Genomic DNA, 26981 nt, shown 5'->3' with positions numbered 1-26981 from the left:
AACTATGCATGACGCGACCTGCCTCCCCGGTAACCTATGCCCCACTTTCCTCGTCTTTTCGGCCGTTGGCTGCGCCTGCGTCGTCGCGTACGTTGGCGCTGGCGCGAACGCCAGGCGTCGGCCCCGGCCATCGAGGCCACCGAGGGCCCACTGCGTGCCGCGCTGTACAGCGTTGAACAGATGGAGGTGTATGGCCGCGCCCTCGCGCGCCAGCATCGCGTGAGGATGCGACCTGGCCCGGAGCGCCTGCTTGATCGACTGCAGGCCAACGAGCGTGTCCTGGAAGACGCCAACACGCTGCTCAGCAGCGTGGTGCGCGAACAGCGCCCGGTCACCCCGGCCGGGGAATGGCTACTCGACAACTACTACCTGATCGAAGAACAGATCCAGACCGCGCGGCGTCACCTGCCGCGCGGCTACAGCCGGCAATTGCCTTCACTGGCCTCGGGGCCATCGGCCGGGTTGCCGCGCGTGTATGAACTGTCGATGCAGGCCATCGCGCACGGCGATGGCCGCATCGACGCCGACACGCTGGGCCGTTTCATTGCCTCGTACCAGTCGCTCGCGCCCCTGAGCCTGGGCGAACTGTGGGCCGTTCCCATCATGCTGCGCCTGGCACTGCTGGAGAACCTGCGGCGCATGGCGGCGCGGGTGATGCGCGATGGCACTGACCGTCGCCTGGCGGCGCAATGGGCTGAGAGCCTCAATCGGGCGGCGTCCGACACGCCCACCGATGTGGTCCTGGTGGTGGCCGACATGGCACGGTCCGCGCCCCCCTTGACCGGCGCGTTCATCGCCGAGCTGACCCGCTCGCTGCTGGGGCGCGGTGGCGCATGGGCCATGCCCATCGCCTGGCTGGAACAGTGGGCAGGCGCAGCCGGTCAGCGCATAGACGAACTGGTCGCCGCCGAGGGGCAGCAGCAGGCGGCCGACCAGGTCTCCATCGGCAACAGCATCGGCAGCCTGCGCTTTCTCTCCACGATGGATTGGCGCATCTTTGTCGAAGACATGAGCGTGGTCGAGCAGCGGCTGCGGGAAGACCCGATGGCCGTCTATGCGCAGATGGATTTCGGCACCCGCGACGCCTACCGTCACGTGGTGGAGAAGATCGCCCGCGGCAGCCGCGTGGCGGAGGAGCGTGTTGCGACCATCGCGCTGGACCTGGCACGGGCGGCTGGACCGCCTGATGGGCCACGCACGCACGTGGGCTATTGGCTCGTCGGTGAAGGCCTGCACACCACCGCTGAGGCGGTGGCGCAGACAGCGCCGCGCCACCGCAAGGCACGGCCACTGGCGCATCGCGTGCCGCTTGCGCTGTACCTGCTGCCGATCACGCTGCTGGCGGTGCTGGCCACCGCGGGCCTGTTGGCCGCCGGCAGCGGCGCGGTGCCGGCCTGGCTGGCCGCGCTGCTCGGGCTGCTGGTGTTCAGCGAGCTGGGCATCGTCTTGGTGAACTGGACCGCGACGGTGCTGGTCACCCCCAGGCCGCTTCCGAAACTCGATTTCAGCGAGGGCATCCCTGCATCCTGCGCCACCGTGGTCGCGGTCCCGTCGATGCTGTCCAGCATCGACGGGATCGACGTTCTGAGCGAGGCACTGGAAGTCCGCTTCCTGGCCAACCGCGATCCTCACCTGCGCTTTGTCCTGCTGACGGACTTTCTCGACGCCGCGGCAGCCACCACATCGATGGACGACACCCTGCTTGCGCACGCCGTGGCGCGGATAGAGGAACTGAATCGCCGTTACGTGTCGGAACACGGTGATCGCTTCTACCTCCTGCACCGCCCCAGGCAATGGAACCCGGGCGAACGGGTATGGATGGGGCACGAGCGCAAGCGCGGCAAGCTGGCAGCGCTCAATGCCCTGCTCCGCCACGGCAACGCGGCCGCATTCATGCGCATCGTCGGTGACACGGCTGCCCTGGTCGGCGTCCGCTACGTGATCACGCTGGATGCGGACACGCAGCTTCCACGCGATGCCGCACGCGCATTCGTCGCCACGTTGGCGCACCCGCTCAACCGCCCGCGCTTCGATCCGACGCTGCAACGCGTGGTGGAGGGTTACGGCATCCTGCAGCCCAGCGTCGGCACCAGCCTGGGCAGGCGGCGCACCTCGCGTTTCGCCAGGATGTTCGGCAGCGAGCCCGGCATCGATCCGTACACGCGCATGGTTTCGGACGTCTACCAGGACCTGTTCGACGAAGGTTCGTTCGTGGGCAAGGGCATCTATGACGTCGAGGCCTTCGAGCATGCGCTCGAGGGCCGCCTGCCCGAGAACAGCATCCTCAGCCACGACCTGCTGGAAGGCTGCTATGCACGCGCAGGCCTGGTCAGCGACGTGCGCCTGTACGAAGACTATCCCGAGCGCTACGTTGCCGATGCCAAGCGCCGGGCGCGCTGGATCCGCGGCGACTGGCAGCTGTTGCCCTGGTTGTTGCCGTGGACACCGCGGCCGGCATCTGGATGGGAACGCAACCGGCTCAGTCTGCTGTCACGCGGCAAGCTGCTGGACAACCTGCGCCGGAGCCTGGTGCCGATCGCTGCCCTGGCCTTGCTGGTGGCCGGCTGGCTGTGTGCCGAACATCCGTCCATATGGACGGCGTGGGTGCTCGCGCTGTGGTTTGCGCCGCCATTGATCGGCATGCTGCGCGATGCGCTGAGCGTTCCTGAGGACACGCCGCTGGAAGCCCACTACATCAAGGTGGGGCGCGGAACGCTGCAGTCGTTGCTGCGCGCGTCCACCCAGGTCGCCTGTCTTCCCTACGAAGCGTTGCTGGCCAGTGGCGCGGTGCTGCGCACGCTCTGGCGCATGGCCGTCACACGCCGGCATCTGCTGCAATGGAACCCCTCCAGCGAAGTCGAGCGCCGCCTTGGCGGCGACCGCAGCGCGGAATGGCGGGTGATGGCGCCGGCATCGCTGCTGGCGCTCGCGCTGACGGCTGTCGTGGCCAGCGTGCGTCCGCAGGCACTGCCGCTCGCCCTGCCCTTGCTGGTGGCATGGACCTTCGCGCCTGCGTTGATGGCGTGGCTGGGTCGGCCGCCGGTCGCGAGCGTGGCGGAACTGTCGGTCAGCCAGCGGGCGTTTCTTGGCCGGCTGGCGCGGCGTACCTGGTCATTCTTCCAGGCGTGGGTGCGCGAACAGGATCATTGGTTGCCGCCAGACAACATCCAGGAGCATCCCGCGCTGGTGGTGGCGCGACGCACCTCGCCGACCAACATCGGCCTGTCCCTGCTGGCCAACCTGTCTGCGTGGGATTTCGGCTATCTCCAGCAGGACGCAGTGGCGGAACGGACAGCCCGCACGTTCGATACGCTGGACCAGCTGCCGCGCCATCGCGGTCACTTCCTGAACTGGTACGACACCGAAACCCTGGCGCCGCTGCCGCCACGCTACGTCTCCACCGTGGACAGCGGCAACCTTGCCGGCCACCTGCTTACGCTACGCCAAGGCCTGCTCGCACTGGTGGACGCGCCGGTGTTGGCGCCGCACACGTTCGACGGCCTGGCCGATACGCTCGCCGTGCTGGAAGAGGAACGGCAGCGCCATCGCCCCGATGACGCGCCCCTGGGCGACGCCCTCAACCACCTTCGCCAGCGCCTGGCGTCAACGCGTATCGACCCGCCCCGCGGGCCGGCGCAGGTGCTCGGCCGATTGCAGGAACTGGCCGGTCTGGCCGACGCGGTGCTGGTGCAGTGGCCGGAACCGCCATCGCCCGAGGACGGCGCGCTGCACTGGCCAGCCCTGTTCGCTGCCGAATGCCATGCCGCCCACGCCTCACTGGCCGGCATCCCTGCCGATGCCGGCGCGGACAGCGACGCGCCGCTGCCCAGCCTGCGCCAACTGGCCGACCTGCCCGGTACGGCCGGTGCGGATGCACGCGCGCGCATCGAGCAGCTGCAGGACCTGGCACACCGCGCCGGACAGTTCTCGCTGATGGAATACGGGTTCCTGTTCTACCGGACCCGCAACCTGCTGTCGATCGGTTACAACGTCGACGACCACCGCCTCGACAACAGCTTCTACGACCTGCTGGCCTCCGAAGCGCGGCTGTGCGCCTTCGTCGCCATCGCCCAGGGCCAGTTGGCGCAGGAGAGCTGGTTCGCGCTTGGCCGGATGCTCACCGAGGTCAACGGCACGCCCACGCTGTTGTCATGGAGTGGCTCGATGTTCGAGTACCTCATGCCGCAGCTGGTGATGCCGAGCTATCCGGACACGCTGCTCGACCAGACGACGCGGCATGCGGTCGAGGCACAGATCGTCTACGGGCGCACCCTGAACCTGCCGTGGGGCGTGTCCGAGTCGGGCTACAACGCCGTCGATGCCCGCCTGAACTACCAGTACCGCGCGTTCGGAGTGCCAGGATTGGGGCTCAAGCGCGGTCTGGGTCAGGATCGGGTCATCGCCCCCTATGCCAGCATGATGGCGCTGATGGTGGCGCCGGAGGCGGCGTGCCAGAACCTGCAGGCCCTGGACGCATTGGGGTTCTCCGGCCGCTTCGGCATGTACGAAGCCATCGACTACACGCCTGCCCGGGTGCCGCCGGGGCAGGATCACGTTCTGCTGCGTTCGTTCATGGCCCACCATCAGGGCATGGGGCTGCTGTCGTTGGATTACCTGTTGCGCGACCAGCCGATGCAGCGCCGCTTCGTTGCCGACGTCGAGTTCCAGGCCACCTTGCTGCTGCTGCAGGAGCGCATCCCGCGCATCGGCGTATTCCATCCACATGAGGTCGAAGCCCTGGGCGAGCACTCCGCCCTGGCCGAACACGAGACGGCCCTGCGCGTCCTGCGCGACCCGGGCGGCCCGCGTCCGGAAGTGCAGCTGCTGTCCAACGGTCGCTACCACGGCATGCTGACCCATGCCGGCGGCGGGTACAGTCGCCACGGCGATCTGTCGCTCACCCGTTGGCGCGAAGACGGCACTACCGATGCCTGGGGTACCTTCTGCTATCTGCGCGATGTGGACAGCGGCGAGTTCTGGTCGGCTGCATATCAGCCCACCTGCGTGCCGATGGACAACTACGAGGCGATCTTCTCCGACGCCAAGGCAGAGTTCCGCGGTGTGCGCCGCAGCTGCGAGAGCCACCTGCAGGTGGCCATCTCCGCCGAGGACGACATCGAACTCAGGCGCCTGCGCCTGACCAACCGCAGCCGTCGCCCGCGCACGGTGGAGATCACCACCTATGCCGAAGTAGTGCTGGCACCTGCAGCGTCCGACGACGCCCACCCGGCCTTCAGCAACCTCTTCGTGCAGAGTGAGATCCTGGCCGCCAAGCAGGCCGTGCTGTGCACCCGCCGACCACGCTCGCACGACGAGGTGCCACCGTGGATGTTCCATCTGGTCGCGGTGCATGATGCGGAGGTGGTGGCGATCTCATACGAAACCGACCGTGCGCGCTTCCTGGGGCGTGGCAACACCCCGCGGGCGCCGCAGGCGCTGACTACCGATACCGACCTCTCCGGCACTGACGGCTCGGTGCTGGACCCGATCGTGGCAATCCGCGTGCGTGTCGTGCTTGAGCCCGAGCAGACCGTGCAGCTGGACATGGTGTATGGCATCGGCGCCGACCGCCCCGGTTGCGAGGCGCTGGTGGACAAGTACCGTGATCGTCGCCTGGCCGACCGCGTCTTCGACCTGGCCTGGACGCACAGCCAGGTGGTGCGCCGGCAGATCAACGCAAGCCAGGCCGAAGCATCCCTGTACGAACGCTTGGCCGGCCACGTGTTGTACGCCAATGCGCTGCTGCGCGCCGGCACCGGCGTTCTCCAGCAGAACCAGCGAGGCCAGTCCGGGCTGTGGGGCCATGCCATCTCGGGCGACCTGCCCATCGTCCTGCTCAAGGTCACCGACGTGGAGAACGTGGAACTGGTCAGGCAACTGGTGCAGGCGCATGCGTACTGGCGCCAGAAGGGACTTCACACCGATCTGGTGATCTGGAACGACAGCAAGGCCGGCTATCGGCAGAAACTGCAGGACCAGATTCTGGGAATGGTGGCGGCCAGTTCGGAGACCGGCCTGCTCGATCGCCCGGGCGGTATTTTCGTCCGGCCGGTGCAGAACATGAGTCATGAGGACCGCATTCTGCTGCAGGCGGTCGCCCGCGTGGTCATCAGCGACGAGGACGGCACGCTGGTCGCGCAGGTGGGCCGCCAGCCCCTGCCTGCCCGCCGCATCCCGCCCCTGGTGCCGCAGGTGGAGCAGCAGGAACTGGCGTTGTCGATGGAGGCGACGCCCGGGCACCCCGCCATCACCGGGGCCGGACCCGAGCCCGGGATGCCCCCGGGTCCCGAGCAGGATGAAGAGGTGGACGACCCGTGGCCCTTCCTTCCGTACCGCGGCACCGGCCAGTTCGACAACGGTACCGGCAGTTTCAGCGAGGACGGCCGCGAGTACGTCGTGGTGGTGCGCGAAGGTGCCCCGACGCCGGCGCCGTGGGCCAACGTGATCGCGAACGCCCGCCTGGGCACGGTCGTCAGCGAGAGTGCGCCGGGCTACACCTGGTTCGAGAATGCACACGAATTCCGCTTGACGCCCTGGCTCAATGATCCGGTGTCCGACACGGGCGGCGAGGCCTTCTACCTGCGCGACGAGGAGACCGGCCGTGTCTGGTCACCGATGCCGCTGCCGTGCAGGGGCACCGGTGCGTACCGTACGCGTCATGGATTCGGCTACACGGTCTACTAGCACAGCGAAGACGGTATCGTCAGCGAATTGTGGGTGTTCGTCGACGTCACCGCGCCCCTCAAGTTCTCGGTCCTGCGTCTGCACAACCTCTCGGGCCGGCCACGGCGGCTGTCGGCCATCGGCTACGTTGAATGGGTCATGGGAGACCTGCGCACAAAGTCACGCATGCACGTGGTCACCGAACGCGACCCGCAGACCGGCGCGCTGCTGGCGCGCAACAGCTACAGCACCGAGTTCGGCGGCCGGGTGGCGTTTTTCGACACCGATGCAGAAGGCTGCGGCTGGACCTGTGATCGCCTGGAGTTCATCGGCCGCAACGGCAGCCTGCATGCGCCGGCGGCGTTGCGTCGCGAACGTCTGGATGGGCGGATCGGTGCGGGCCTCGACCCCTGCGCGGCGATCCAGGTGCCACTCACGCTGGGGCCGGGCGACCGGAGTGAAACGACGTTCCGCCTTGGCGCGGGGCGCGACCGCGAGGAAACGCTCGCGTTGGCACACAGCCGCCAGGGCGCCCATGAGGCAATCGATGCGCTGGACGCAGTGCGCATCCACTGGCGCAACGTGCTGGCCACGGTGCAGGTGCGCACGCCCGACCCGGCATTGGACGCGCTGGCCAACGGCTGGCTGGTCTACCAGACCCTGGGCTGCCGCTACCTGGGACGCAGCGGCTACTATCAATCCGGCGGTGCATTCGGCTTCCGCGACCAACTGCAGGACGCGCTCGCGCTCGTGCACGCTCGCCCGGATCTGACCCGCGAGCACCTGCTGCAATGCGCTGCACACCAGTTCACCGAAGGGGATGTGATGCACTGGTGGCACCCCCCGCAAGGTCGCGGCGTGCGCACCCGCTGCTCGGACGACTATCTCTGGTTGCCCCAGGGCGCATGCCGCTACCTGGAGGTCACTGGCGACGCCAGCGTGCTGGATGAAGTGGTCGGCTTCATCGAAGGGCGCGCGGTGACACCGGAAGAGGAAGGGTATTACGACATGCCCACACCGTCGGTGCAGCGCGGCACTCTGTATGCCCACTGCATCGTCGCGCTCGACCGCGGTTGCCGGTTGCTCGGCGAGCGCGGTCTCCCGTTGATGGGCAGCGGCGATTGGAACGACGGCATGAACCGTGTCGGCGACCAGCAGCGCGGTGAAAGCGTATGGCTCGGATTCTTCCTCCATGACACGCTTCGCCGCTTTGCTGTGCTGGCCGACGCGCGTGGCGACGCCACCCGCGCACAGTGGTGCCAGCAGCAGGCCGAGAGCCTGCGCCGGAATCTGGAACACCACGCTTGGGACGGGGCATGGTATCGCCGCGCCTGGTTCGACAACGGCGCCGCCCTGGGCTCGGCAGAGAACCGGGAATGCCGCATCGATTCGATATCCCAAAGCTGGTCGGTGCTGTCCGGCGTTGCCGCGCCAGAGCGTGCCCGCCAGGCATTGGATTCGCTCTATACGCATCTGGTGCGGAAGGATGCCAAGCTGATCCAGCTCCTCGACCCGCCCTTTGACAAGACGACGGAGGACCCTGGCTACATCCGCGGGTACGTCCCGGGCGTGCGTGAGAATGGTGGGCAGTACACCCACGCGGCAGTGTGGGCGGCGATGGCATTCGCACAACAGGGAGATGCGGTGCGCGCCTGGGAGCTGGCCGGCATGATCAACCCTCTCAATCACACCCGAGACCCGGCAGCGGTGCAGACCTACCGCGTCGAACCCTACGTGTTGGCGGCCGATGTATACGCCGTGTCGCCGCACGTCGGACGAGGCGGCTGGACGTGGTACACCGGCTCGGCCGGGTGGATGTATCGCCTGCTGGTCGAATCCCTGCTCGGCATACGCCGCCAGGGCGATCGTCTGTCGCTTGCACCGTGCCTGCCCGATCACTGGCCGTCATTCGAACTGAGCTACCGCTTCGGCCGAAGCTTCTACGAGTTCGTGGTGACCCGCAGTGCACAGGGTCAGCCTACGCTGCAGGTGGACGGGATCCCGCAGCCGGACCTGACCGTGCTGCTCCGCGATGACGGTCATCATTACCGTGTCACGCTTGACCTGGGGGCGGCTCCCACATGAGCCTGCGCCCCGAAATACAGGTACAGCTTGATGCGCTCGGCGACATGCTGGTCCACTGGTTGGATCAGGTGCGGCATCCGGCGCAGTTCTGGCCGCAGTTTGAAGCGTTGGCGGCAGAGATTCTGGACCAATGCGAGCATGCGGAGCGGGACCAGGCGCACGCGCACATCCACGCCATGCTCAAACGCCACGCGCTGGAGCTCCCGGCCGGGTACGAACGTGACGACAACCTGGAGTAGGTCAACGGCCGTGCTTGAGGACCGTCAACCTCTTTGCGCCAGCACGCCCCGCCTCCTTTCCTGCCAGCGACCGCTTCCGGCCAGAAGCGGACATCAGCGCCCCCTGAATTAAGCTGCGTCGCGAAGAGGTAGCCAAGCACCGGATGAGCTGGACCGCCGAGAAGGCATGGACGTCGACTTGAAGTGCCAGTTAGATCTTTGGATCAAACATTTTAAAGAGACGCTCATCGTCACCGCTCCAGTGGGCTTTACACGTGCAGTGGGCTCTGCACCTTCTACGCTCAATGGGAGCATCGATGTTGGCATCTTGCATCGCAAGCCGAAGAGCCCCCACTGCCATGCTATAGATGTTGACGTCCTCATTGGTTTTTAGCTTTGGATCATCAAGGATAATTTTCTTCAGATGCTTCCCGAATGGCAGCGATCCGCCACAGTGCCGCAATACAATCATCTGATCGAATCTTCCCCTGACGAAATCACCATTCAATTCTTTTTTACCCTGAAACCACCTTTCTTCGTCCGACTTCCCGGCCCATTTTGTCGGATTCTCTTTGGTTACCCAAATTCGGCCTGTCTTGTTTCGATAAATTAGTGCGAGATCGAAGACAAATAGAACGGGGCCATAGGCATTGGCACGACTTGCTCTCGCATGAATATCTACTGAGTCGAGAAAGACATCAAACCAGATGCTGTATCGCCTATCTACTTCGTCAGAGGACTGCGCAGTCTGCGTCAATCCCATTCGCTCCACGGTGCCGCGAGACATCAGAGCTTTGCTTCTTAGGAACTGGCAAGCAGTCGCGACACTATTAGCATGATGTAGCTCGTCTACGCCTTTCCCTGAAAGCGCCTCAAAAACATGCTGAGATGGGATGTCCATTGAGATCTATCTTCCTAATAGCCGAATCCCGGGATTCGGTTAGAGCACTTATCCATAGCGCACCACGTGCGGCGCTATCCCCCTTAATACGGCTCGATCTTAGAGTTATCGCGTCCGGCTAACAAGCTGACGTATAGCCGGACCCAGCTACCGGACGGCATCCTATAGGTTTGGACATGGTCCGCTTTGGGTCGATAGCGGGCTCTAGCATTCTTGGTCACGTTGTCTGGTGCGGCACGTCTGCTTTTGGCCAAAAGCGGTCATCAACGGGCGTCGTATCGAACAGGGAAGCGCGTCTCATGCTCAGGGAATAGATCGCATAGAAAGAACTTCCGGCGAAAGGCGTCGAAGAATTCCCGATTTCGTTCCGCCAAGGCCTGGGCAAATATTTCTGGCTGAAGAGGTGGACCGACGTAGTCGGCGGGGGGATTGGCCGCCATTTTTATGCCGCGCTCCAGACGAGCCTCTGGCGTTTCATGTGTTTCCTGATAGTGATCCCACACGTACTGAAACAGCCATTGCGCTGCGCGATAGACGAAGGTGTCAGGCGTGGCACGAAGCATCGCTTCCACTGCCTCCCGCGCTGATCGAGTACGTATGAGCGTCCCATAGAGCTCAAGATACGCACGCATCAATTCCTCCGGCGTGACCGCGCTCGTCGGCCCGATGAGACCGTGAACAGGTGCTCGATCAACCAGTCCGAGCGTCGATGTGAGTGCACTTCCATCGCACGCAGCAACAACCACGAGCAAGTTCATTGCCGTCGCAATATTTAGGGTAGTCAGCGGTCCCTTCAGATCGACCCAAGTGACGAATGAGCCGTCCGAGAATGCTAGGCCGTCATCGTTCCCATGGCACTCGATGTGGAGCACAGGAATATCTCCAGTAGCCGATGCCGCCGCAGCCAGCTCTGGGAGCAACGTCAAGAATTCGTCTTGGCTTTCAACGCGCCGATAGCGGACTTCCGGTGCGGGCGCGGATACTTGGGCACGAAGTCCCACGTCCTGATATAGCTCGCGAGCTGTGTTGCGCTCTCCGGCGGGTATAGAGTCGACAATCAAGATCTGGTTGAAGCGCACGTTATGTCCTTTGGCGCTAAAGGCGTCTGCGTAGGGCTGGAAGCACCCGGCGCAATTCGGCTTGGAGCAGCCCTTCTTTGAAAGCAGCAGGGATGGTCGCCAGAATTGAAAATCTATCGGTCGGTCTGGCAGAACACGTGCACGCCGCCACCGTCCCAACACAGCGTGAGTTGAACGAGTGGCTGCACTCCATTAATCGAGCGACTCCGGTGTATTGGGCACTTGAAAGCGCCTATGCCCAAGGTCAGGTTGAATACTGGCATAGGAAGGATAAGAACTGGACCGCCAATGACGCAGGGTGTACAGGAGCTCGTCAAGGCCGTGTCAGATGACAGCTCGATGGCGTTGTTTGAGTTCTTGCGCCATCTTCCTCTGACGATGATCACCTCTTCACTCGCCGTTGTCCTCGTCGCGCTGTTCTTTGTCACCTCCGCCGACTCCGGCGCGCTGGTCATCGACATGCTGACGTCCAAGGGAGAGGAAGAGTCTCCGGTCTGGCAGCGTATCTTCTGGGCGCTGCTGGTTGGCGGCATCGCTGTCGCCCTGCTCATCGCAGGCGGTCTTGAGTCTCTCCAGGCGGCAACCATCGCCAGCGCCCTTCCCTTTACGATCGTCATGATCCTGATGTGCTGGGGGCTTCTCAAAGCGATGCATCTGGACGCCACCAAGCGCTCGATCTCCCGTGAAGCACGACTGCTTCCGGGCACCAGCGATGACTGGCGCGCCAGGCTCAGACTGCTTGCTCACAACCCCATCAGGATCGAGGTTGTTGGCTTCATCAGGGATCACGTGCTGCCGGCACTGCAGGAAGTTGCAGTGGAGCTGCGCAAGCAGGATCTTCCGGTTGAAGTTACCGAAGGAGAAGATGGGCGAGCCTGGCTTCGCGTAGGTCATGGCGAGGAGATGGACTTCTTCTACTCCGTGCGTCCCCAGCCTTACGCCCCCCCCACCTTCGCGTTGCAGGACCCGCGTCGCCCAGTGAGCGACGGCACCCGCCACTATCGGGCTGAAGTCTACCTGCGCGAGGGCGGACAAGACTACGACGTCATGGGTTGGCCGAAGGTGCAGTTGATTCACGATGTGCTGGATCAGTACGAGCGCCACCGCCAGTTCCTGGATCACGTTCGTTGATCCATGTCCCGGCCAACCGGAGCCGGTTGGCCGGGACGTCAAGCAAGGCGCCTTGGATAGGAATGGGCGACCTGTTCCAGATTCTGGGTGCAAACCTCAGTACAACCGCTCCCGGCAGCTCAGAAAGCAGCGATCCCGGCAGGATGCCGACGTTGGCATCGTCAACGAATGCTGGGACCCAAGGTCAAAGGGCCCCGTATTCGGCATGACCGAACGGAACAACTGGTCAGGCGTGGACTCCCCTGTCGGAAGGTGTATATGCCGTGTCCAGGGCGTGGCGGTGGCAGCACGCGCCTGCCCCTCTCAGCCGGAAGCAGACAGAGACGGCAGTCCAGGGTTACTTCCGGCATTCGCCTCGATCCCGCGGCCGGTTCATCGTAGTGGCCAGATCACCCAGGGGGATAGCCGATGTGTCGCAGTATGGTGTGGGCGATGTTGCTTGTGGTCGCACCGTTGGCTGCCACTGCGGCGGTGCCGGAGGCGCATGCCTGCGAGGATGACGCATCACCCGCTTTACGCGGATCGCAGTGCGCATCGATGGATGTGCCACTGCGCCATGCCGACCCATCAGGCGAGCACATATCGTTGTTCCTGCGGCGCATACCCGCCAGCGCCGACACGACCAGACGGGGCGAGGTCTGGCTGCTCTCTGGTGGTCCCGGCGAGTCAGGGGCATCCCTGTACCCGTTGATCCAGACCTACCAGCGCGCGTTTCCCGGATTTGATCTTGTGATTCCCGACCACCGGGGCACAGGCCGATCCTCGCGGATCTGCCCCGTCCAGGAATCACCCGAAAGCCCGGAAGGCACGGGGCTGGCGGGAACGGAATGGGGACCCTGCATCGGCGCCATGTACGCCAACCTGCAACGGACCTCGGCCTTCTCTATTACCGAGGCCGCGCAGGACCTTGGCATCCTGATGTCAGACGCAGATCGCAGCGGCCCGGTGCTCCTGTATGGCGTTTCTTACGGCACTCAACTGGCGTTGCGCGCGCTCCAGGTCAACGACCTTCGCGTGGATGGCCTCATTCTTGACGGACTGGTGCCGCCCGAAACCACTGAAACGTTCGATCTCAGCCGGCGCACAGCGCTTGTCGACCAGGTGGGCCGGGACAGCATGGATGAACGTAGCCTCGAGCGTTATCGGACGCTGCTGGCCGTGAAGGATGCGGGCTGGCAGAAAGAGGTGCCGGGCGGCGACGTGCGCCGATTCTTCGCCGCGCTGCTGAGCTTCCCTGCGTTGCGCGATCGAATCCCGAGGATCGTGCAGGATCTTTCCGCCGGCGACGACCGCTCGCTGGTTGCCACGGTAAAAGACTGGAACGTTGCGCTGGCACAGCTGGGACAGGGTGGAAACAATCAACCGGCCTTGCCGCTGGTGATGCTCATTGCCGCCTCGGAAAACAACGCCCGGCCGGAGCTCGGCATGGCCACTGTCAACGAAGAGGCCAAGGACGCGCTGTTCGTCAGCCCCATTCCCGGTCTGCTGGTGAATGGCAGCGTTCCGCGCTACCCACGCGATGCATGGTTCGGAACGAGTCCGCGCACCCTCCCGCGGACGCTGGTGATTCAGGGAACACTGGACCCGAATACCGCGTACGCCGGCGCCAAGGAACACGCTGCCACGCTTGGCAGGTCAGGGCCTGTCACGTTCCACACGGTGGACCGCGGCGCCCATCTGCTGGCACTGGTGGCGCCTCGCTGCTTTGTAGCGGCTGTCGACAGCTTCATTGAGGGCGCCGTGATCAGCGAGCGCTGTGCAGAGCCCACGCCAGAGTGATGGCGCTTCCCCGAGCGGATCACGTCGACAGCACGCCCTCTGCAATCGCGCGCCAGGCAGCCCTCTGCGTGCCGATCACGCCCTGCCCCCTCCCATCCGGGTTCGGCCAATGGCGGACCCTGGACAGCAGTGGCTTACCCGCTATTGCGCTGGGGTGGCGATATAGGTGTTGTTTCCGCGCTTCAGCAAAAAGCCGTTTTCCTTGTCCTTACCTACCTGCTGGAACTCAACCGTCATGTCTTGTGCGGTCATGAAAAACCGGGTCTTGGACTGTGCAAACAGCTCTATCGGTCGCTCGCCGAACAATTCGCTCCGGAGATACAGCCGATCGCCTTCGGCAATGACCTGTGCAGGTTTCTCCACCAGGATGTAGTTGCCCACAAGCATCGCGTTGCCAACCGGATCGGATCGCAGCGCGACCTTCTCGGTGATCTGGAACTCTGGCCAGCCATATTCGGCGGCAACGCTCACAAGAATCTCGTCAATCAGGGCGGCACCGTTGTCGCTGTTGGTCATCACCACCACGCCTTGCCCCGTGTGGGTGTAGCCATACAGCTGCGAGCGGAACCCGTCGGTGCCGCCCGAGTGCGCGAAGCTGACGCCGTCGCCCAGCTGTTCAACGTAAAACCCCAGGCCGTACTCGCCCAACCCACGGCTCAGCATCGTGGCAATCATTCCACTGGACAGCAGCTTGCCGGGCTTGCCGGACTGCGTTTGCTGGATATCGACGACCACCCTGGCCAGATCCGTCGGTGTGGACCAAAGCGCGGCCGCCGCCGATTCGGGGTACACATGCCACCCGCCGGAAACGGGCGCCCCGTTGGTGTGATGCCCCATTGCGGCCCGTGCCTGCAACGCCGGCGCCAAGGTCATGGCGAACGTACTGTCCCTCATCTGCAGTGGGTCGAGGACCAGCTCCTGCATCAGCTCGGGAAACGGCTTGCCACGCGTTTCGGTCATCATCAGTTGAACAACGCTGTAGCCGCCTCCGGAGTATTTCCATTCTGTGCCGGGTATCGCCTCTACGCGGACCGGTTCGGAGTTGGCTGGCGCCACGCCATCCAGCACCTGGAGCAGTGAAGGTACTGCTTGACCTTGGGCGTAGCCGTGGAAGCCATGTATGTTCATGCCCGCACTGTGGTTGAGTAGACCGCGTAACGTGACAGGACCTTGCTGGGTGAAGTGGTTGTCCGGGATCTTCCAGCTGCTGAGCTGCCCGTTCGCAGGATCGTCCAAAGACAACACGCCCTGCTCAACCAGGTGCAGCGCGCCCAGTGCAGTGATCGACTTGCTGACCGAGCCAGCCTGGAACAGGCTTGCTGTCGTGGCGGGCCGCCGGCTGGCCGCATCGAGCACGCCGTAGGCACGTGTCCATTCGACGCGTCCATTATTGATGAGGGCAATGCTGACAGCAGGAACGTCATGGAACGCCATGCGTTCGACAAGCGACATCTTCTGGCCGGGTGCGTCCTTGACGACCACACGAGTCGAAAGGCCCTGTTCCACTCTGGCAATCCGGGATTCGTCGGCAGGCGACAACGCCTGCGCGGATACGGACAGCGCGGCCGACATCAGTACGATGGATACCACCCTGAGGCGGATTTGGCGTGGACGTGGAACCCGAGTTACAAGGGCTTTGCGGGTAACCCTGAGCATCAAAGATCCTTCCACGACAGTGAAATCACAGGACTGGAGAACCGGCCGCTCGACTGCTGCCCGAACGACCGGACGCCGAGGATACGGGGCGTGAAGCAATGAGCTTACGGACTTTCCGTTCCGGAGGCATCCAGGCCTTCGGAGCGCTGTAGATCGTTTCGGGGTCGATGGGGACTTCCGGCCAAGGGCGGACCTGCCTGCCCCGGTTGCCCGCGCGCGGGGCGATGCGGATCAACGTCGCGTCCGCAGCCGGTTATCGCCCAGGCGATACGGTGTCGATCACGAGGGAACCCAATGCCTGCTGGGTCGGCCCCGAGGGCATCGATACCGCACGATACCGATGGACGCCCAGCGACTACGCCATGTTGTGCACCATTGGATCTGGGAAGTTCCCGCCTGAGGAACCAGCGGGGATGGTGCAGTCGATGGGCCAGGTGACGACACCTCGCAGTCTCTATCTGCAACAGTTCCGTGATGGACGCATCCGGGACAGTCTGGCCGCTGGTGCGGGGGAATGGCGTACGTATCAACGCGAGCTCACTGACGCGTCACCTGGGCCACGACCTACGGTGTTGCCGAAATGACCGTCAAGGCCGTGACATTCCGGTTCAGGCAGCCCTCCCAGCCCAGCGACTTCGCCGGCGGGAACGTGATCGAACCCACCTGCTGCGCCTGCACGAGCGGCGCGCTGATCTTCGGATACGCGGTCAGAATCGTCGCGCCCTGATCCAGCGCGACGTCAGGATCGCTGCCCATGTCGTTGAGCACATCACCAAGCGAAATGACGTTGGTCTTGCCCGCAACGATACGGAACACGCCCGCCCCCTTGGCATAGCAGTGCTCTGTCTGCAGATTGCCCTGCAGATCCCGCCTCGCCGCATAGGCATAGTCGCCGGGCACCACGGAACGGGCACCGAAACGCAGCGTCGTATTGAGACCTTCTGGCTTCTTCAATTCGTCGACGACGAACGTGCCCGCTCCGCCGTCGAAGGTAATGGAGAACCACTCCGGCAGGAAGGTTGAAGACTGCAGGTCGACCCTGCTGAAGACGAAGCTGTGGCTGCTCACGCCCCGATCAGGCACGTTGTCGGCAGCGACCAGGACAAATGCGTTGCCATCGCTGCCATCGAACGTGGTCTTCTGGTCCACGGTGGCGCATCCGCCCAGGACTGCACTTGTGATTACGGCAAGAACCGCGCGCTTCATGACGCCCCCCTGATGGGTTCCCGTGGACCGGATCGGCCCGAATGGATGGTAATCCAGATCACTGATGCGTTTCGCAACGCTCTCGTTGGCCGGATGCCGACCGGAAGCAGACTACGGTGCGCCAGGGCGCCATCCTCCCCGGGCCGCAGGTAGTCGGCACCCGCGAATGCCAGCGGTGCACCTCATGCAGCTTGCCGGTGTAACGGCATTCGTCGGTGGAAATCACCGAACGTACGGAGACGTCAAACGAGACGATCCGTTTGCGGTTGGTAGCGAGGCGATCCGTGCGGATCTCGGCCACCACCTGTGCCGACGACAGAGCCTGAACGGGAATCTGGATGACGTTCAGGCGATGGTGGAACCATGCCTGCAACTCGCCTGCGATACGGAGGTGGACAGCTCCCGCCGCACTGTGGATGGCGGTGCCTGCGAGGACATCAACGACGAGCGTGCCATCCGGAAGCGCTGCAAGGACGTCAAAATCATCGCCCATGCGCCAGCCGACCAGCATGTGGCAAAGCGTGTTGGCAACATCCTGGAGGATCGTTCGACGCATTGGTTGACAGCACTCATGCCTGGAAGCGCGACGCAACAAGCGGGTGATAGGACAGGGCGACACCGCACAGCCACGCTGACGCAGCGGCAGCAAATAGCGCGATGCCAAGTCCACTCACCTGCCCCATCAGTGGCGATTGTGCCAGCAGCCCTGCCGCCAGGACGATCAGGGCAGAGGCAACGATGGCGAGCGGACGCCCCCACCGCCTGAACCGCACGAGCCCTGTCCATGCTGCGGCGCCAGTGACCACGCCCACCAGCAGCACAAACGCACCGAAGACCCACATTGGAGGCGGTTGATCCAATGAAAATTCCACGTGCACGGAGCGTTCCAGGGGCAGAAGCAACGCGCTCGATAGAAGAGCAACGGAGAGGACCATCAACACGCGGATGACAGCAGCCATGAGCGAAACCCTTCCAATGGATGGACCCGGAAGCCACTTGCACGACGTGCCCAGACTGTCGCGTAGACGGGCGCTTACCTGACGCGGCTCGATCATAGAAGGGCCGCCGCCGTCCAACAAGCGGGGGGATGAGCGGACCCAGGCGCCGGGGTCGGCGCCAGGCTCGATTCGGGCACGGGGCTAGCGGAACCGCACCTCCGACCCGTACACCGTTTCACCTGCGTTGACCCGCACCTCGACGTCCGTGAGGCGCTGATGGATTCTGCGCCAGTGCAGAATCCAGCGCACGAGGAGCGGCAGGCCGAACAGCAAATAGCTCACAACAGCTAGAACGACAGCCACGGATACCCCACCCGGATGCAGCCAAAGCCACGCCGTGGCCAGAAGCGCACTGAAGATGGGTCCACCCGCAGCGGCTGCAAGAATTGATCGTGAGCGCATGACCGCTACGGCCTTGCGAACATCTGACAGATCATCAAGCGTTATGCGATCAGCACTTTCCATATGGGTCAAGGGCCTGACAGGCCTCCTCCTGCGTCAGAGTGGAAACGACAGGTTCGATCCTGGGGCTGCCGGGCCCCGCTGGCAAGCCGACGCACTATCGGTCCTGCGATGCCCGCCGGCACCCCGCAGTGCATTGCTACCATCAGCGCCTGCCCGTTCACGGATGAAACCACCCGAATGCGCCCGTTGCCGCCGTCCCGCAGAATCGCCGCGCTTGCCTTGATCGCCTTCGCCGCGTGCGCGCCCACGGTGCTGCACGCCGCGGATGGGCCCGGCTCCACCGCATTCTTCACCCATCCCATCAATACGGCCGCAGACGCGCCGCTGGTCGCACCAGGCAGCAATGGCCGATTGCGCTACGGCATGTACCGCGAGCGCGGTGGCACGCAGGCCCGGCATATCGTTCCGGACTTCTCGCGCGCCGGCTACCGCGGCGGTGGCGTAGCGCTGCCTGCGCCCGCCTCGCTCCCCGTCCGCGTGGTGCTTGCTCCCTCCGCTGGCGGCGACGACCACGCGCGCATCCAGCAGGCCATCGACACGGTGAGTGCGCGCACGCCCGATGCGCACGGCATGCGCGGTGTCGTCCTGCTCACGCGCGGGCGCTACACCGTCTCGAACGGGCTGGTCATCCGCAGCGGCGGCGTTGTGCTGCGCGGTGAAGGGCGCGGCGGCAACGGCACGATCATCCGTTCGACCTACACCGGCCGGCAGGGTCGGATCATCGAGGTGGGCAACCGCGAGCCCTCCCGGTTGGTGGACACTGCCGGCCTGCCGTCGTCCACCATCAGCGCCGCGTTCGTGCCGGTGGGGGCAATGCGGGTGCCGCTGGCCTCCACCGCCGGGTATCGCGAGGGCGACACCCTCATTCTGCGTCGCACGCCCAATGCCGCCTGGCTGGGTGCCGACGGGATCGATACCGCCCGCTATGGCTGGACGCCCGACGGCTTCGCGATGGACTACACGCGCGTGGTGGCCGCCGTGGATCGCGACGCACTGGTGCTGGACGCACCGGTGGTGGATGCGATCGAGCGCCGCTTCGGCGGCGGCACGGTGTATCGCGTCGCTGTGCAGCGCATCGGCGAGGTCGGCATCGAGGACCTGCGTCTGGAAGGCAACCCGCACACCGGCACGGCTGTGGGTACGCCCGATAGTGGGCCGTACACAGCCATCCGTTTCAGCGGTGTGCGTGATTCATGGGTGCGCAATGTCACGCTGCGCTATGTCTCACACGGCATCACCGCGCACGACGGCGCCCACTTCAACACGTTCCAGGATCTGGCTTATCTGGACCCGCGCTATGGGCAGACCGAGGGCATGCGCCGCTACGCGTACAACTACGAAGGCAACGCGTCGTTCAACCTGACCCAGCGCTGCTATGCCGAGCACGCCCGGCACAGCGTCGTCACCGGCGCGCTCACCCCCGGGCCAAACGTTTTCCTGGACTGCCTGGCCGTGGACGGCACCAACGACAGCGGCCCGCACCATCGCTGGGCCACCGGCACGTTGTACGACAACACCCGCGACACTCAGCTTCGGGCACAGAACCGGCGTCGCAGCGGGTCCGGCCACGGCTGGGCCGGCGCGCAGCAGATGTTCTGGAACACGGGCAGCGCGCACTACGTGCTGCAGGCGCCGCCGCATGCGATGAACTGGAGCGTGGGAGAGATCGGGAATGCCGTACCGGGCAAGTTCCAGCCCGAAGAGCCCGCCGGCATCGTGGAGCACCCGTCACAGGTGGTGATCCCGCGCAGCCTGTATCTGCAGCAGTTGCAGGATCGCCTTGGTGCGGGAGCGGTCGAAGCGGTGACAACCCCGGCACAGCGGCGCGGCCGGGTGTGGGAGGCGCTGGCCTGCCAACCCGACGCATGTCCTGGAGATCACAAGTAACCCTAGCCCACCCCGCCCGCTTCAGTGGTGACGCGTCGGTTTACCTGCGAGCGGAGCGCGTGCGCTTTCCGTCTTCGTCCTGCGATGCCGCGCGACTCTTCGCGAACGCGGGGAAGGTCTTCTCGATCGGGTCGGCATCCGGGAGGATGTAGAACACCCCGCCCCGCTGGAACGTGGTGCTGATGATCTGCTCGTAGAACCCGGGCGAGACGTTGATGCAGCCATGCGTGACGCGGTTGTCGTCCGGCGAGGCGGACGCAAGGCGTTCCACCCGCTTCTCGGCCGGGACACCGGTCGCGGTGGGATGGATGGAAACGGCGGACTCGTAATCCACCCACAGGACGCGGCCGGCGTCGATCGACGGGCCGTAACCGCCTACGAAGCGGCCTGCCGGCGTGGTGCGGTCCCGACCCGGAATTTCGCGCAGCGCCAGCCCGGCGACACCGGGGGCGGTATGGTCCCCGGTCGCCGAGCCGAACAGCCCTGGCGCCGCGCCGCGCAGCCGGCCCTCGCCGTCGAACACCAGGATCTGTGCTGCGGCCTTGTCCATGATGGCGAACGGATAGCCCTGGCTGTCCTTGGTGGCGACAATCCACCCCGCGAGCTCGATCACGGTGTCGGAGACGTCTTGGCCTTTCGGCAGTTCATCGACGGCGGCGACCGGTTGCGGGGCGGCATCCTTGGCGCTGGCAACGCCGACACCTGCAAATGCCAGCGCCACGGCGAGCGCACCAGAGGCGGCACGTCGTGCTGCGTGTGAGTACATAACGATGGGACGATTCCTTCGGATGGAACGATGGGCTTAAACGAAACCAGTGGCCAACAACGGCCACCGGTTCCACTTCATACCCTGCACACCAGGTGTGCAGGCGCGATCAGCCGCGTGGCTGGCGACGGGGCGCCTTTTCGAGCTGCTGGACGCGGCCTTCGATCTGATCCAGACGTTGGTTGGCCTGCTGCGCGGACTGGTTGGCGGACTCGGCGCTCTGGGCAGCGCCCTGCACCTTCACATCAAGCTGGTCGAGGCGTGAGTTGATCGAGGCGAACTCGTCTTTGTAGGTGGCGCAGCCGCCAAGGCCGACGGTGGCGATGATCGCCACGCCGAGCGTACGGGCGAGCGTCAGGTGATGCTTGGTCATGGTCATTGCAGTCCCTCCTTTGTCTGGGGAGACTGGAATATAGCTGCCTTTTTGTTGGCGCCACGAGAGGCTTTCAGTTCTGGTTGGAAGACGTGGAGAGGGCGTGAAGAGGTCGTAAAACGCATGCTCACACGGCGTTTTTTCTTCAGCACCGATCGCCATACCTGCCCTGTCGTCAGCGTGGCCCGGCGCTTGCCTACCAGAGCCGACCATCGTCCAATACCCGCGTGCTAGCCTGAAACCGCAAGGACGCCGCACCCTTCCGCCATCGTGTTCCGTTCCAGGCAGACCTCATGAAGACGCCACGCCAATCCGCCGCCACTACGAACAGCACCGCAGCGGAAACGCAGCCCAACCTGTTCGCCGCGCTGCGGAGTCTTATGATTCCCTACCGGAGCAGGCTTGACGTTGTGCACGATGAAGACGACCACTTCTACGCAAACTGCCGACACCTCGACGCCAAGGGCAAGGCGCAGTTCTTCGGGGCAGTGAAGGTCTCTGGCCGCAAGCATGTCGTTCACTTCATGCCGGTCTACGATTTCCCCGAGCTGCTGAGTGATATCAGCCCCGCACTGAAGAAGCGCATGCAGGGAAAGTCCTGCTTCAATTTCGATGCTCTGGACCCGGCCCTGCTGCAGGAACTGCAGCACGTTGTGGAACAGGGTGTGGCTCGCTACGAGAACGCAGGCAAGCTCTGAGGACCTGACACTAACCACTCACACCACAATCAGAAAGCCCCAAGCAAGGCGGGACTTTCTGCTGTGTCTGGCACCGGAAATGGTAGTTGAACCTGCGACTTACTTCCGGCCCAAATTCATCTCAAACACCTCACCATCTTCAATGCAAAGTTGCACTTTGTCATCGGACGAGAGCCGCATGTCCAGCACCCACACTTGCGGAGCACCCGCAAGTGCATTGCACAAATCGGCCGAGGACACTTTTACGGGTCCGTTCGCCACTCTATCTCGAATGTCATTCAGGACTGTGAAGTCGCCAGTTCCCGAAGGTATATCCATATAAGATATCTCCCATACTTCATTCGCACTGAATTTGCTCAGTATTTCCTCTGCCACTCTGCTCCCTGTGATGGGGAACCCCCAGTCTATTTCTGACATAGCTATCAACCTCCATCGAGTGGTCGCGGTGGCCAGCGCTGAGGCGTGCCTCCTGTAGCACTGGGTACATAAGGATGTTCGTGCGGGTTTGTATGATCACGCGGGGGACCGTGGTCAGTAAAATCAATGATCCTTACTGCTTTCCCTTGCCCGTCGAACTCTCTGGCTTGATCGTACTTCTCTTTGCTGCCTTGTCGTTGGCCAAGTTGGGCATGCGGACCAGCCGCGTCCGGATCTGGCGCAGGCTCACCGTTTGATTTCGTGAGCAATGGCCTGTCCGGAAAGCGATTAGGGACTGGCTGGCCGTCCCGCCGCCCGGCGAACCGTGTCCCTGCCTGTAGGCCGACCCGTCGGACTTGAGGCCGGCCTCCCACTCGGCCCGCTCTCACGACTCCCGCCAGATGCATCGTCGTTCCGTTGGATGTTTCCACCGGCATTGGGCAACCGATACCGATTGAACTGTTCCAAAGGCTTCGCGTACGCCGTCACGGGATCAACGCTCAGGAACACGCCCAACTGCGGATCCATGTACCGCTGCTGCATGTGGCCCAGTCCGGTAGCGCCGTCCATGACGTGCCCGGCATACCCCGGCCGGTCCACCACCTTGCCGATCGGCGCACCATAAGGCTCGTAGTGCGTCCGCTCGACCACCACACCCGCCTGGCTCGTACTTGCCACCGGGCTTCCCAGCGCGTCGGTATGCAGGTACGTGATGGTTGCGCCTGCAGCGTTGTACTCACGCTGCGCGATCAGGCTTCCTGCGAGATGCACGAACTCCCGGCCGACGCCCTTGGGCCCATCGCTCTGGAACACCAGGCGACCATCTTGGGCGTAGTGGGAAAGCACATTCCCCGCCGTGGGCGAGTAGGCAAGAATGCGACGCCCCAACGGGTCATAGTTCCTTTCATGCCCATCTACGTGTTTCCCGAGCTGCTGAGCGATATCAGCCCCGCACTGAAGAAGCGCATGCAGGGAAAGTCCTGCTTCAACTTCGATGCTCTGGACCTGGCTCTGCTGCAGGAATTGCAGCGTCTTGTGGAACAGGGTGTGGCTCGCTACGAGAACGCAGGCAAGCTCTGACGAACTGAATCATCATTGCGCCTGTATCAGGCATCGGCCAACAACCCCATCGGGCAGCATCCCCACTGTCGCATCTCACGCCTGCTTTCGTCCAATCAATCGAACAAGGGTGATGCTCCAATGGCTTTTTATCTCGCGCATGGTGCGTGCTGAATTTTGCCCTGCATCGGCCTTAAGTTCGCTTCCCACGGGTCGAGAATTCACGAGCACCCCGCCTTCAGCGCCCAGAGCTCTTGACGCCGCCACGCCGACTCCACACGACTCCCCTGGACTGAGTAGAGGCGCGATTTAGAGCCCCGGTGCTGATGTTATCCCTCTTGCCGGCCAACTGTGCGGCACAATGAGCGGGAGCCAGCCCGCCAAGCCTTCGTCTAGGCCTTTCTTCGTTTTGGTCGCGCCGCCCACTTTCGATACTGGCTCTGGCATGGAGCAACGTCTGCAACCAATGCCGTTTGGGCATTCGTCCCGGAGCCGCCCGTTGAAGCTTCATAGGTAGCGTCGTCCACGAAATCAATAGACCACACTTTGAAAGCCGCTCCACGCGCCTGTAGTTCACGGCAAGCCCCTTCTGTCGCAGCTTAGGATGGATCATGCCCACGCCGTAGCGTCTGTGACGGTGCGCCAGTGCAGCGATCTACTCGCGCAAATCAACGTTGTGGTCCGGCCTGGGCTCGTAGCAAAGCGCACTGGCGCTCATCCGCGCAACGAACAACGCACGCCGCTCACTCAGCCCTTTATTGAACATCTACCGCACCAGCAACCTACGTGCCGGCGCGGTCACCACTTTATTCGAAACGCATCCTTGATGACGTCGTTCTCGAACACCGGCTCGGCCGGTAGCTTCTTCAGCCGCGCGTTCTCCGTCTCCAAGTTCTTGAGCCGCTCGACATCAGGCAAGCTCATGCCACCGAACTTGCTGCGCCAGAGGTAGTACGAGGCCTCGCTGAAGCCATGCTGGCGGCAGAGGTCCTTGATGGGCATGCCGGCCTCAGCTTCGCGTAGGAAGCCGATGATCTGCTCTTCGGACAAGCGCTTCTTCACGTCCAATCTCCTTGTCATTGAGGACCGGACTCCAAACCGCTTCGCTACTCAATCTCGGGGGACGTCGACATACAACCAAGCAGTTGGACGCGGTTTTCAAGTAATTCAGACCGCCTAGAGCGCGGGGCCAGCCAGAAACTAACGGCCTGACAAATTCAGGAAGCGATTCCACGCAGCTCCGAGCATGCATCCTCAACGACTTTGAGGAAGTCAGGCAATGAGAACTTCATATTTACATTGGCATTAAGAATTCTAGTTAGATGAAAGAATTCAACCTCAAACACGCCGTCAACCCGCTCCTGATCAATACGACAAAGAATTTGTGACTCAAACGAGATCTCAGCAGCAAGCGAATTGAAACTCATCGGGCTCACAAAATCAATTGAGAATTTTTCCATATTGCGCCTACCTCTTGGGATCCAAGAATGTATTAAACGAACCGTCTGCCTCGAACCGCACCCCCTGACCACTCGCCCCTCGGTACTCAGCTCCTCCGCCACTCAGGGATGTTTTGACGGTATCTGGGCTTTTCAGAAGCCCCTCTACCACCCGTCCAGCAGCTTCATTCTTCTGTGCCACACTTCCCGTTGGAGCAGCGAAAGTACCACCTGGGCGCGTAGCGTGATGCTCGAGCTTTCGTGCGGCAACTGAAAGGCCGGTTGCATTGAACGGCTTGTTGGCAGCCCGCAATAGCGGACCCACCTCCTTGGCAGCAAGGCCAGCGGCGCCAGCGGCCCCGGTGACTCCAGCCGCCTCCGCAGCGATGTTGGTGGCAGTGGCCACTGCACCAGGGTTGGTCATTATAGCTAGACGAACCTCTACTACTACAGGAGTAAGCATTACCGCTGTAGCAGCGATAGCATATGGCTGGAGTGGCGCATACACTGCACCGTTACCGGCCTCCATGTCCTCGCGATGCTGTTCGACAAAGCGCTCTGATGCTTGTCCCCCATCCGGATCCGAGAACGTGTACGGATTTCCGTTCGCATACCGATAGCGATTGAACTGCCCAACCGGCTGCTCATACGCAGTCACCGGATCCACCGACAGGAACACCCCCAACTGCGGGTCCATGTACCGCTGCTGCATGTAGCTCAGCCCAGTGGCGCTATCCATGACATGCCCGGTATACCCCGGCCCGTCCACCACCTTGCCGATCGGCGCTCCATAAGGCTCGTAGTGCGTCCGCTCGACGACAGCCCCCGCCTGGTTCGTACTTGCCACCGGACTTCCCAACGCATCGGTATGCAGGTACGTGATGGTTGCGCCTGCGGCGTTGTACTCACGCTGCGCGATCAGGCTACCCGCAAGGTGCACGAACTCACGGCCGACGCCCTTGCGTCCATCGCTCTGGAACACCAGGCGCCCATCTTCGGTGTACTGGGACAGCACGTTACCGGCCGTGGGGGAGTGGGCAAGAATGCGACGCCCCAACGCGTCATAGTTCCTTTTCAGCCCGCGGAGTCCAGGAATCTCTTCCAGTTTTCGAAGAGACGTTCAACATTTTGATCAAGGGAGTGCTCAGCGGGAGCGCATCCATCAGTGGCGGGCATGTATCTGACGAAGCTCTCCATGCGCTCCGGATAGTCAAAATCCGCATATATCCGCTCAACCTCGCCGAGCGGATCATCAACTTCATTGCGGTTGGCATAGAGATCCGTGAGAACTGCGACAAGCCACTTCCATGAAATGCTGTCGTGATCCATATCTCCGTCCTGAACGGTGAGTCGTAGAGCCTCCGCTCCTCTCTCTTCAGGGGCAATTCTCTCCAAGTGACGTACCAGGCCCACCAAGTCCAACTGCCCTTCAAACGCAGCTTGCCCCAGTTCGCATTGCTTCAGAGCATCAAGATCAATCAGATTTCGATCCAAACCCCACGCCAACTCGGCCAGAGTCCATGACCCGGAAGTCCGAATCCACTCATAGCTTCTCATGGTCATAGTCACTTCTTGTTCGGCATTCCATTCATACTGCCACCGACGTCCCCCCGGCTTGAGTAGTGGGCGGGTTTAGAGTCCGGTGCTGATGGTATCTCTCTTTCCAGCCAACTGTGCGGCGTACTGGGCGGGCGTCAGCCCGCCAAGAGCCCGCTTAGGCCGTTCTTCGTTGTAGTCACGCCGCCAGCTTTCGATACTGGTCCTGGCATGGAGCAACGTCGGGAACCAATGCTCGTTCAGACATTCATCGCGCAGCCGCCCGTTGAAGGACTCAACGTAAGCGTTTTGGTTCGGCTTCCCCGGCTCGATCAGGCGCAGGGCAATTCCCTTCTCGTGAGCCCACGCCACCATCGCTTTTCCGCAAAGCTCCTTGCCGTTGTCTATCCTGATCACCTGCGGCAAACCGCGCTGAACGGCCAATCTGTCCAGCACCCTGGCAACGCCTTGCCCGGAAATAGCTCGTTCAACCTCAACGGCCACGGCCTCGTGAGTGGCGTCATCAACGATGGTCAAACACTTGATTACTCGGCCTTCCGCGGTGCGGTCGAACACAAAATCCATCGACCACACCTGGTTGGCGGCGGACGGGCGCAGCAAGGGC

At 63.2% G+C, this 26981-nt stretch carries 21 protein-coding genes and 2 pseudogenes; 8 read left to right on the top strand and 15 right to left on the bottom strand.

Going from position 1 to position 26981, the window contains the following annotated elements; all coding sequences use genetic code 11:
- Positions 1–36: 36 nt before the first annotated feature.
- From GDJ08_RS17110 to GDJ08_RS17105, 3 genes and pseudogenes are all read left to right on the top strand, one after another.
- Positions 37–7170, top strand: a pseudogene (locus GDJ08_RS17110) (glucoamylase family protein); the annotation flags it as partial.
- A gap of 54 nt (positions 7171–7224) precedes the next feature.
- Entirely contained in the window at positions 7225–8748 is a 1524-nt protein-coding gene (locus tag GDJ08_RS20495; protein ID WP_425505117.1) for a GH36-type glycosyl hydrolase domain-containing protein, read from the top strand.
- Positions 8745–8987 carry a hypothetical protein gene (locus GDJ08_RS17105; RefSeq protein WP_017355098.1) on the top strand — a complete coding sequence of 81 codons (243 nt, stop codon included), beginning with the start codon at positions 8745–8747 and terminating at the stop codon, positions 8985–8987. Before GDJ08_RS20495 ends, GDJ08_RS17105 begins: the two co-directional genes overlap by 4 nt.
- A gap of 190 nt (positions 8988–9177) precedes the next feature.
- Here GDJ08_RS17105 and GDJ08_RS17100 read toward each other — a convergent pair whose 3' ends face one another.
- Together GDJ08_RS17100 and GDJ08_RS17095 are read right to left on the bottom strand one after the other, a co-directional pair.
- On the bottom strand, positions 9178–9867 hold the full coding sequence (locus tag GDJ08_RS17100; RefSeq protein WP_153165351.1) for a hypothetical protein: 690 nt from the start codon (positions 9865–9867) through the stop codon (positions 9178–9180).
- A 263-nt stretch (positions 9868–10130) separates the two neighbouring features.
- A complete protein-coding gene (locus tag GDJ08_RS17095) occupies positions 10131–10946 on the bottom strand; it encodes a hypothetical protein (protein ID WP_153165350.1) in 816 nt (271 codons plus the stop codon).
- A 288-nt stretch (positions 10947–11234) separates the two neighbouring features.
- Between GDJ08_RS17095 and GDJ08_RS17090 the strand changes: the two genes are divergently transcribed.
- Together GDJ08_RS17090 and GDJ08_RS17085 are read left to right on the top strand one after the other, a co-directional pair.
- Entirely contained in the window at positions 11235–12077 is an 843-nt protein-coding gene (locus tag GDJ08_RS17090; protein ID WP_229296562.1) for a BCCT family transporter, read from the top strand.
- Positions 12078–12509: 432 nt separating this feature from the next.
- Positions 12510–13856 carry an alpha/beta fold hydrolase gene (locus tag GDJ08_RS17085; RefSeq protein WP_229296561.1) on the top strand — a complete coding sequence of 449 codons (1347 nt, stop codon included), beginning with the start codon at positions 12510–12512 and terminating at the stop codon, positions 13854–13856.
- A gap of 141 nt (positions 13857–13997) precedes the next feature.
- Here the strand turns inward: GDJ08_RS17085 and GDJ08_RS17080 are convergent, their stop codons facing one another.
- From GDJ08_RS17080 to GDJ08_RS17060, 5 genes are all read right to left on the bottom strand, one after another.
- Complete coding sequence (locus tag GDJ08_RS17080; protein ID WP_229296560.1) at positions 13998–15428, bottom strand: serine hydrolase domain-containing protein; 1431 nt, start codon at positions 15426–15428, stop codon at positions 13998–14000.
- A gap of 648 nt (positions 15429–16076) precedes the next feature.
- A complete protein-coding gene (locus GDJ08_RS17075) occupies positions 16077–16661 on the bottom strand; it encodes a hypothetical protein (protein WP_153165349.1) in 585 nt (194 codons plus the stop codon).
- Between the two features lie 115 nt (positions 16662–16776).
- Positions 16777–17274 carry a hypothetical protein gene (locus GDJ08_RS17070; RefSeq protein ID WP_153165348.1) on the bottom strand — a complete coding sequence of 166 codons (498 nt, stop codon included), beginning with the start codon at positions 17272–17274 and terminating at the stop codon, positions 16777–16779.
- A gap of 13 nt (positions 17275–17287) precedes the next feature.
- Positions 17288–17677, bottom strand: a complete 390-nt coding sequence (locus GDJ08_RS17065) for a hypothetical protein (protein ID WP_153165347.1) — start codon at positions 17675–17677, stop codon at positions 17288–17290.
- 180 nt (positions 17678–17857) lie between these two features.
- Positions 17858–18190, bottom strand: coding sequence for a hypothetical protein (locus GDJ08_RS17060; RefSeq protein WP_136003271.1), 333 nt, complete (start codon positions 18188–18190; stop codon positions 17858–17860).
- A 168-nt stretch (positions 18191–18358) separates the two neighbouring features.
- On the opposite strand from GDJ08_RS17060, the gene GDJ08_RS17055 reads away from it, so the two are divergent.
- Complete coding sequence (locus GDJ08_RS17055) at positions 18359–20068, top strand: hypothetical protein (RefSeq protein ID WP_153165346.1); 1710 nt, start codon at positions 18359–18361, stop codon at positions 20066–20068.
- A gap of 40 nt (positions 20069–20108) precedes the next feature.
- Here GDJ08_RS17055 and GDJ08_RS17050 read toward each other — a convergent pair whose 3' ends face one another.
- Entirely contained in the window at positions 20109–20834 is a 726-nt protein-coding gene (locus GDJ08_RS17050; RefSeq protein WP_136003269.1) for a hypothetical protein, read from the bottom strand.
- 109 nt (positions 20835–20943) lie between these two features.
- On the bottom strand, positions 20944–21213 hold the full coding sequence (locus GDJ08_RS17045; protein ID WP_017355080.1) for a membrane protein: 270 nt from the start codon (positions 21211–21213) through the stop codon (positions 20944–20946).
- A 287-nt stretch (positions 21214–21500) separates the two neighbouring features.
- On the opposite strand from GDJ08_RS17045, the gene GDJ08_RS17040 reads away from it, so the two are divergent.
- Positions 21501–21905: a hypothetical protein gene (locus GDJ08_RS17040; protein ID WP_153165345.1), complete on the top strand. Its 405-nt coding sequence runs from the start codon at positions 21501–21503 to the stop codon at positions 21903–21905.
- A gap of 705 nt (positions 21906–22610) precedes the next feature.
- On the opposite strand, the gene GDJ08_RS20385 is transcribed toward GDJ08_RS17040, so the two are convergent.
- Positions 22611–22973, bottom strand: coding sequence for an RHS repeat-associated core domain-containing protein (locus GDJ08_RS20385; RefSeq protein WP_484600341.1), 363 nt, complete (start codon positions 22971–22973; stop codon positions 22611–22613).
- A gap of 255 nt (positions 22974–23228) precedes the next feature.
- Between GDJ08_RS20385 and GDJ08_RS17030 the strand changes: the two genes are divergently transcribed.
- Entirely contained in the window at positions 23229–23402 is a 174-nt protein-coding gene (locus GDJ08_RS17030; protein ID WP_153165344.1) for a hypothetical protein, read from the top strand.
- Between the two features lie 307 nt (positions 23403–23709).
- Here GDJ08_RS17030 and GDJ08_RS17025 read toward each other — a convergent pair.
- The 5 genes and pseudogenes from GDJ08_RS17025 to GDJ08_RS17010 form a co-directional block, all read right to left on the bottom strand.
- Positions 23710–24461: pseudogene (locus GDJ08_RS17025) on the bottom strand (transposase); the annotation flags it as partial.
- Positions 24462–24598: 137 nt separating this feature from the next.
- Positions 24599–24808, bottom strand: a complete 210-nt coding sequence (locus tag GDJ08_RS20060; protein WP_165699833.1) for a hypothetical protein — start codon at positions 24806–24808, stop codon at positions 24599–24601.
- 40 nt (positions 24809–24848) lie between these two features.
- A complete protein-coding gene (locus GDJ08_RS17020; RefSeq protein WP_153165343.1) occupies positions 24849–25835 on the bottom strand; it encodes an RHS repeat-associated core domain-containing protein in 987 nt (328 codons plus the stop codon).
- Between the two features lie 59 nt (positions 25836–25894).
- Positions 25895–26383, bottom strand: a complete 489-nt coding sequence (locus tag GDJ08_RS17015; RefSeq protein ID WP_153165342.1) for a DUF2247 family protein — start codon at positions 26381–26383, stop codon at positions 25895–25897.
- Positions 26384–26452: 69 nt separating this feature from the next.
- On the bottom strand, positions 26453–26981 hold a 529-nt coding region (locus GDJ08_RS17010; RefSeq protein WP_153165341.1), incomplete at its 5' end, for an IS3 family transposase.

It is taken from the genome of Stenotrophomonas nematodicola (assembly GCF_009467805.1).
In the GTDB taxonomy this organism is placed as follows: Bacteria; Pseudomonadota; Gammaproteobacteria; order Xanthomonadales; family Xanthomonadaceae; genus Stenotrophomonas; species Stenotrophomonas nematodicola.
The sequence above is the reverse complement of the archived record's forward strand: the minus strand, read 5'-3'. Positions and strand labels throughout refer to the sequence as shown.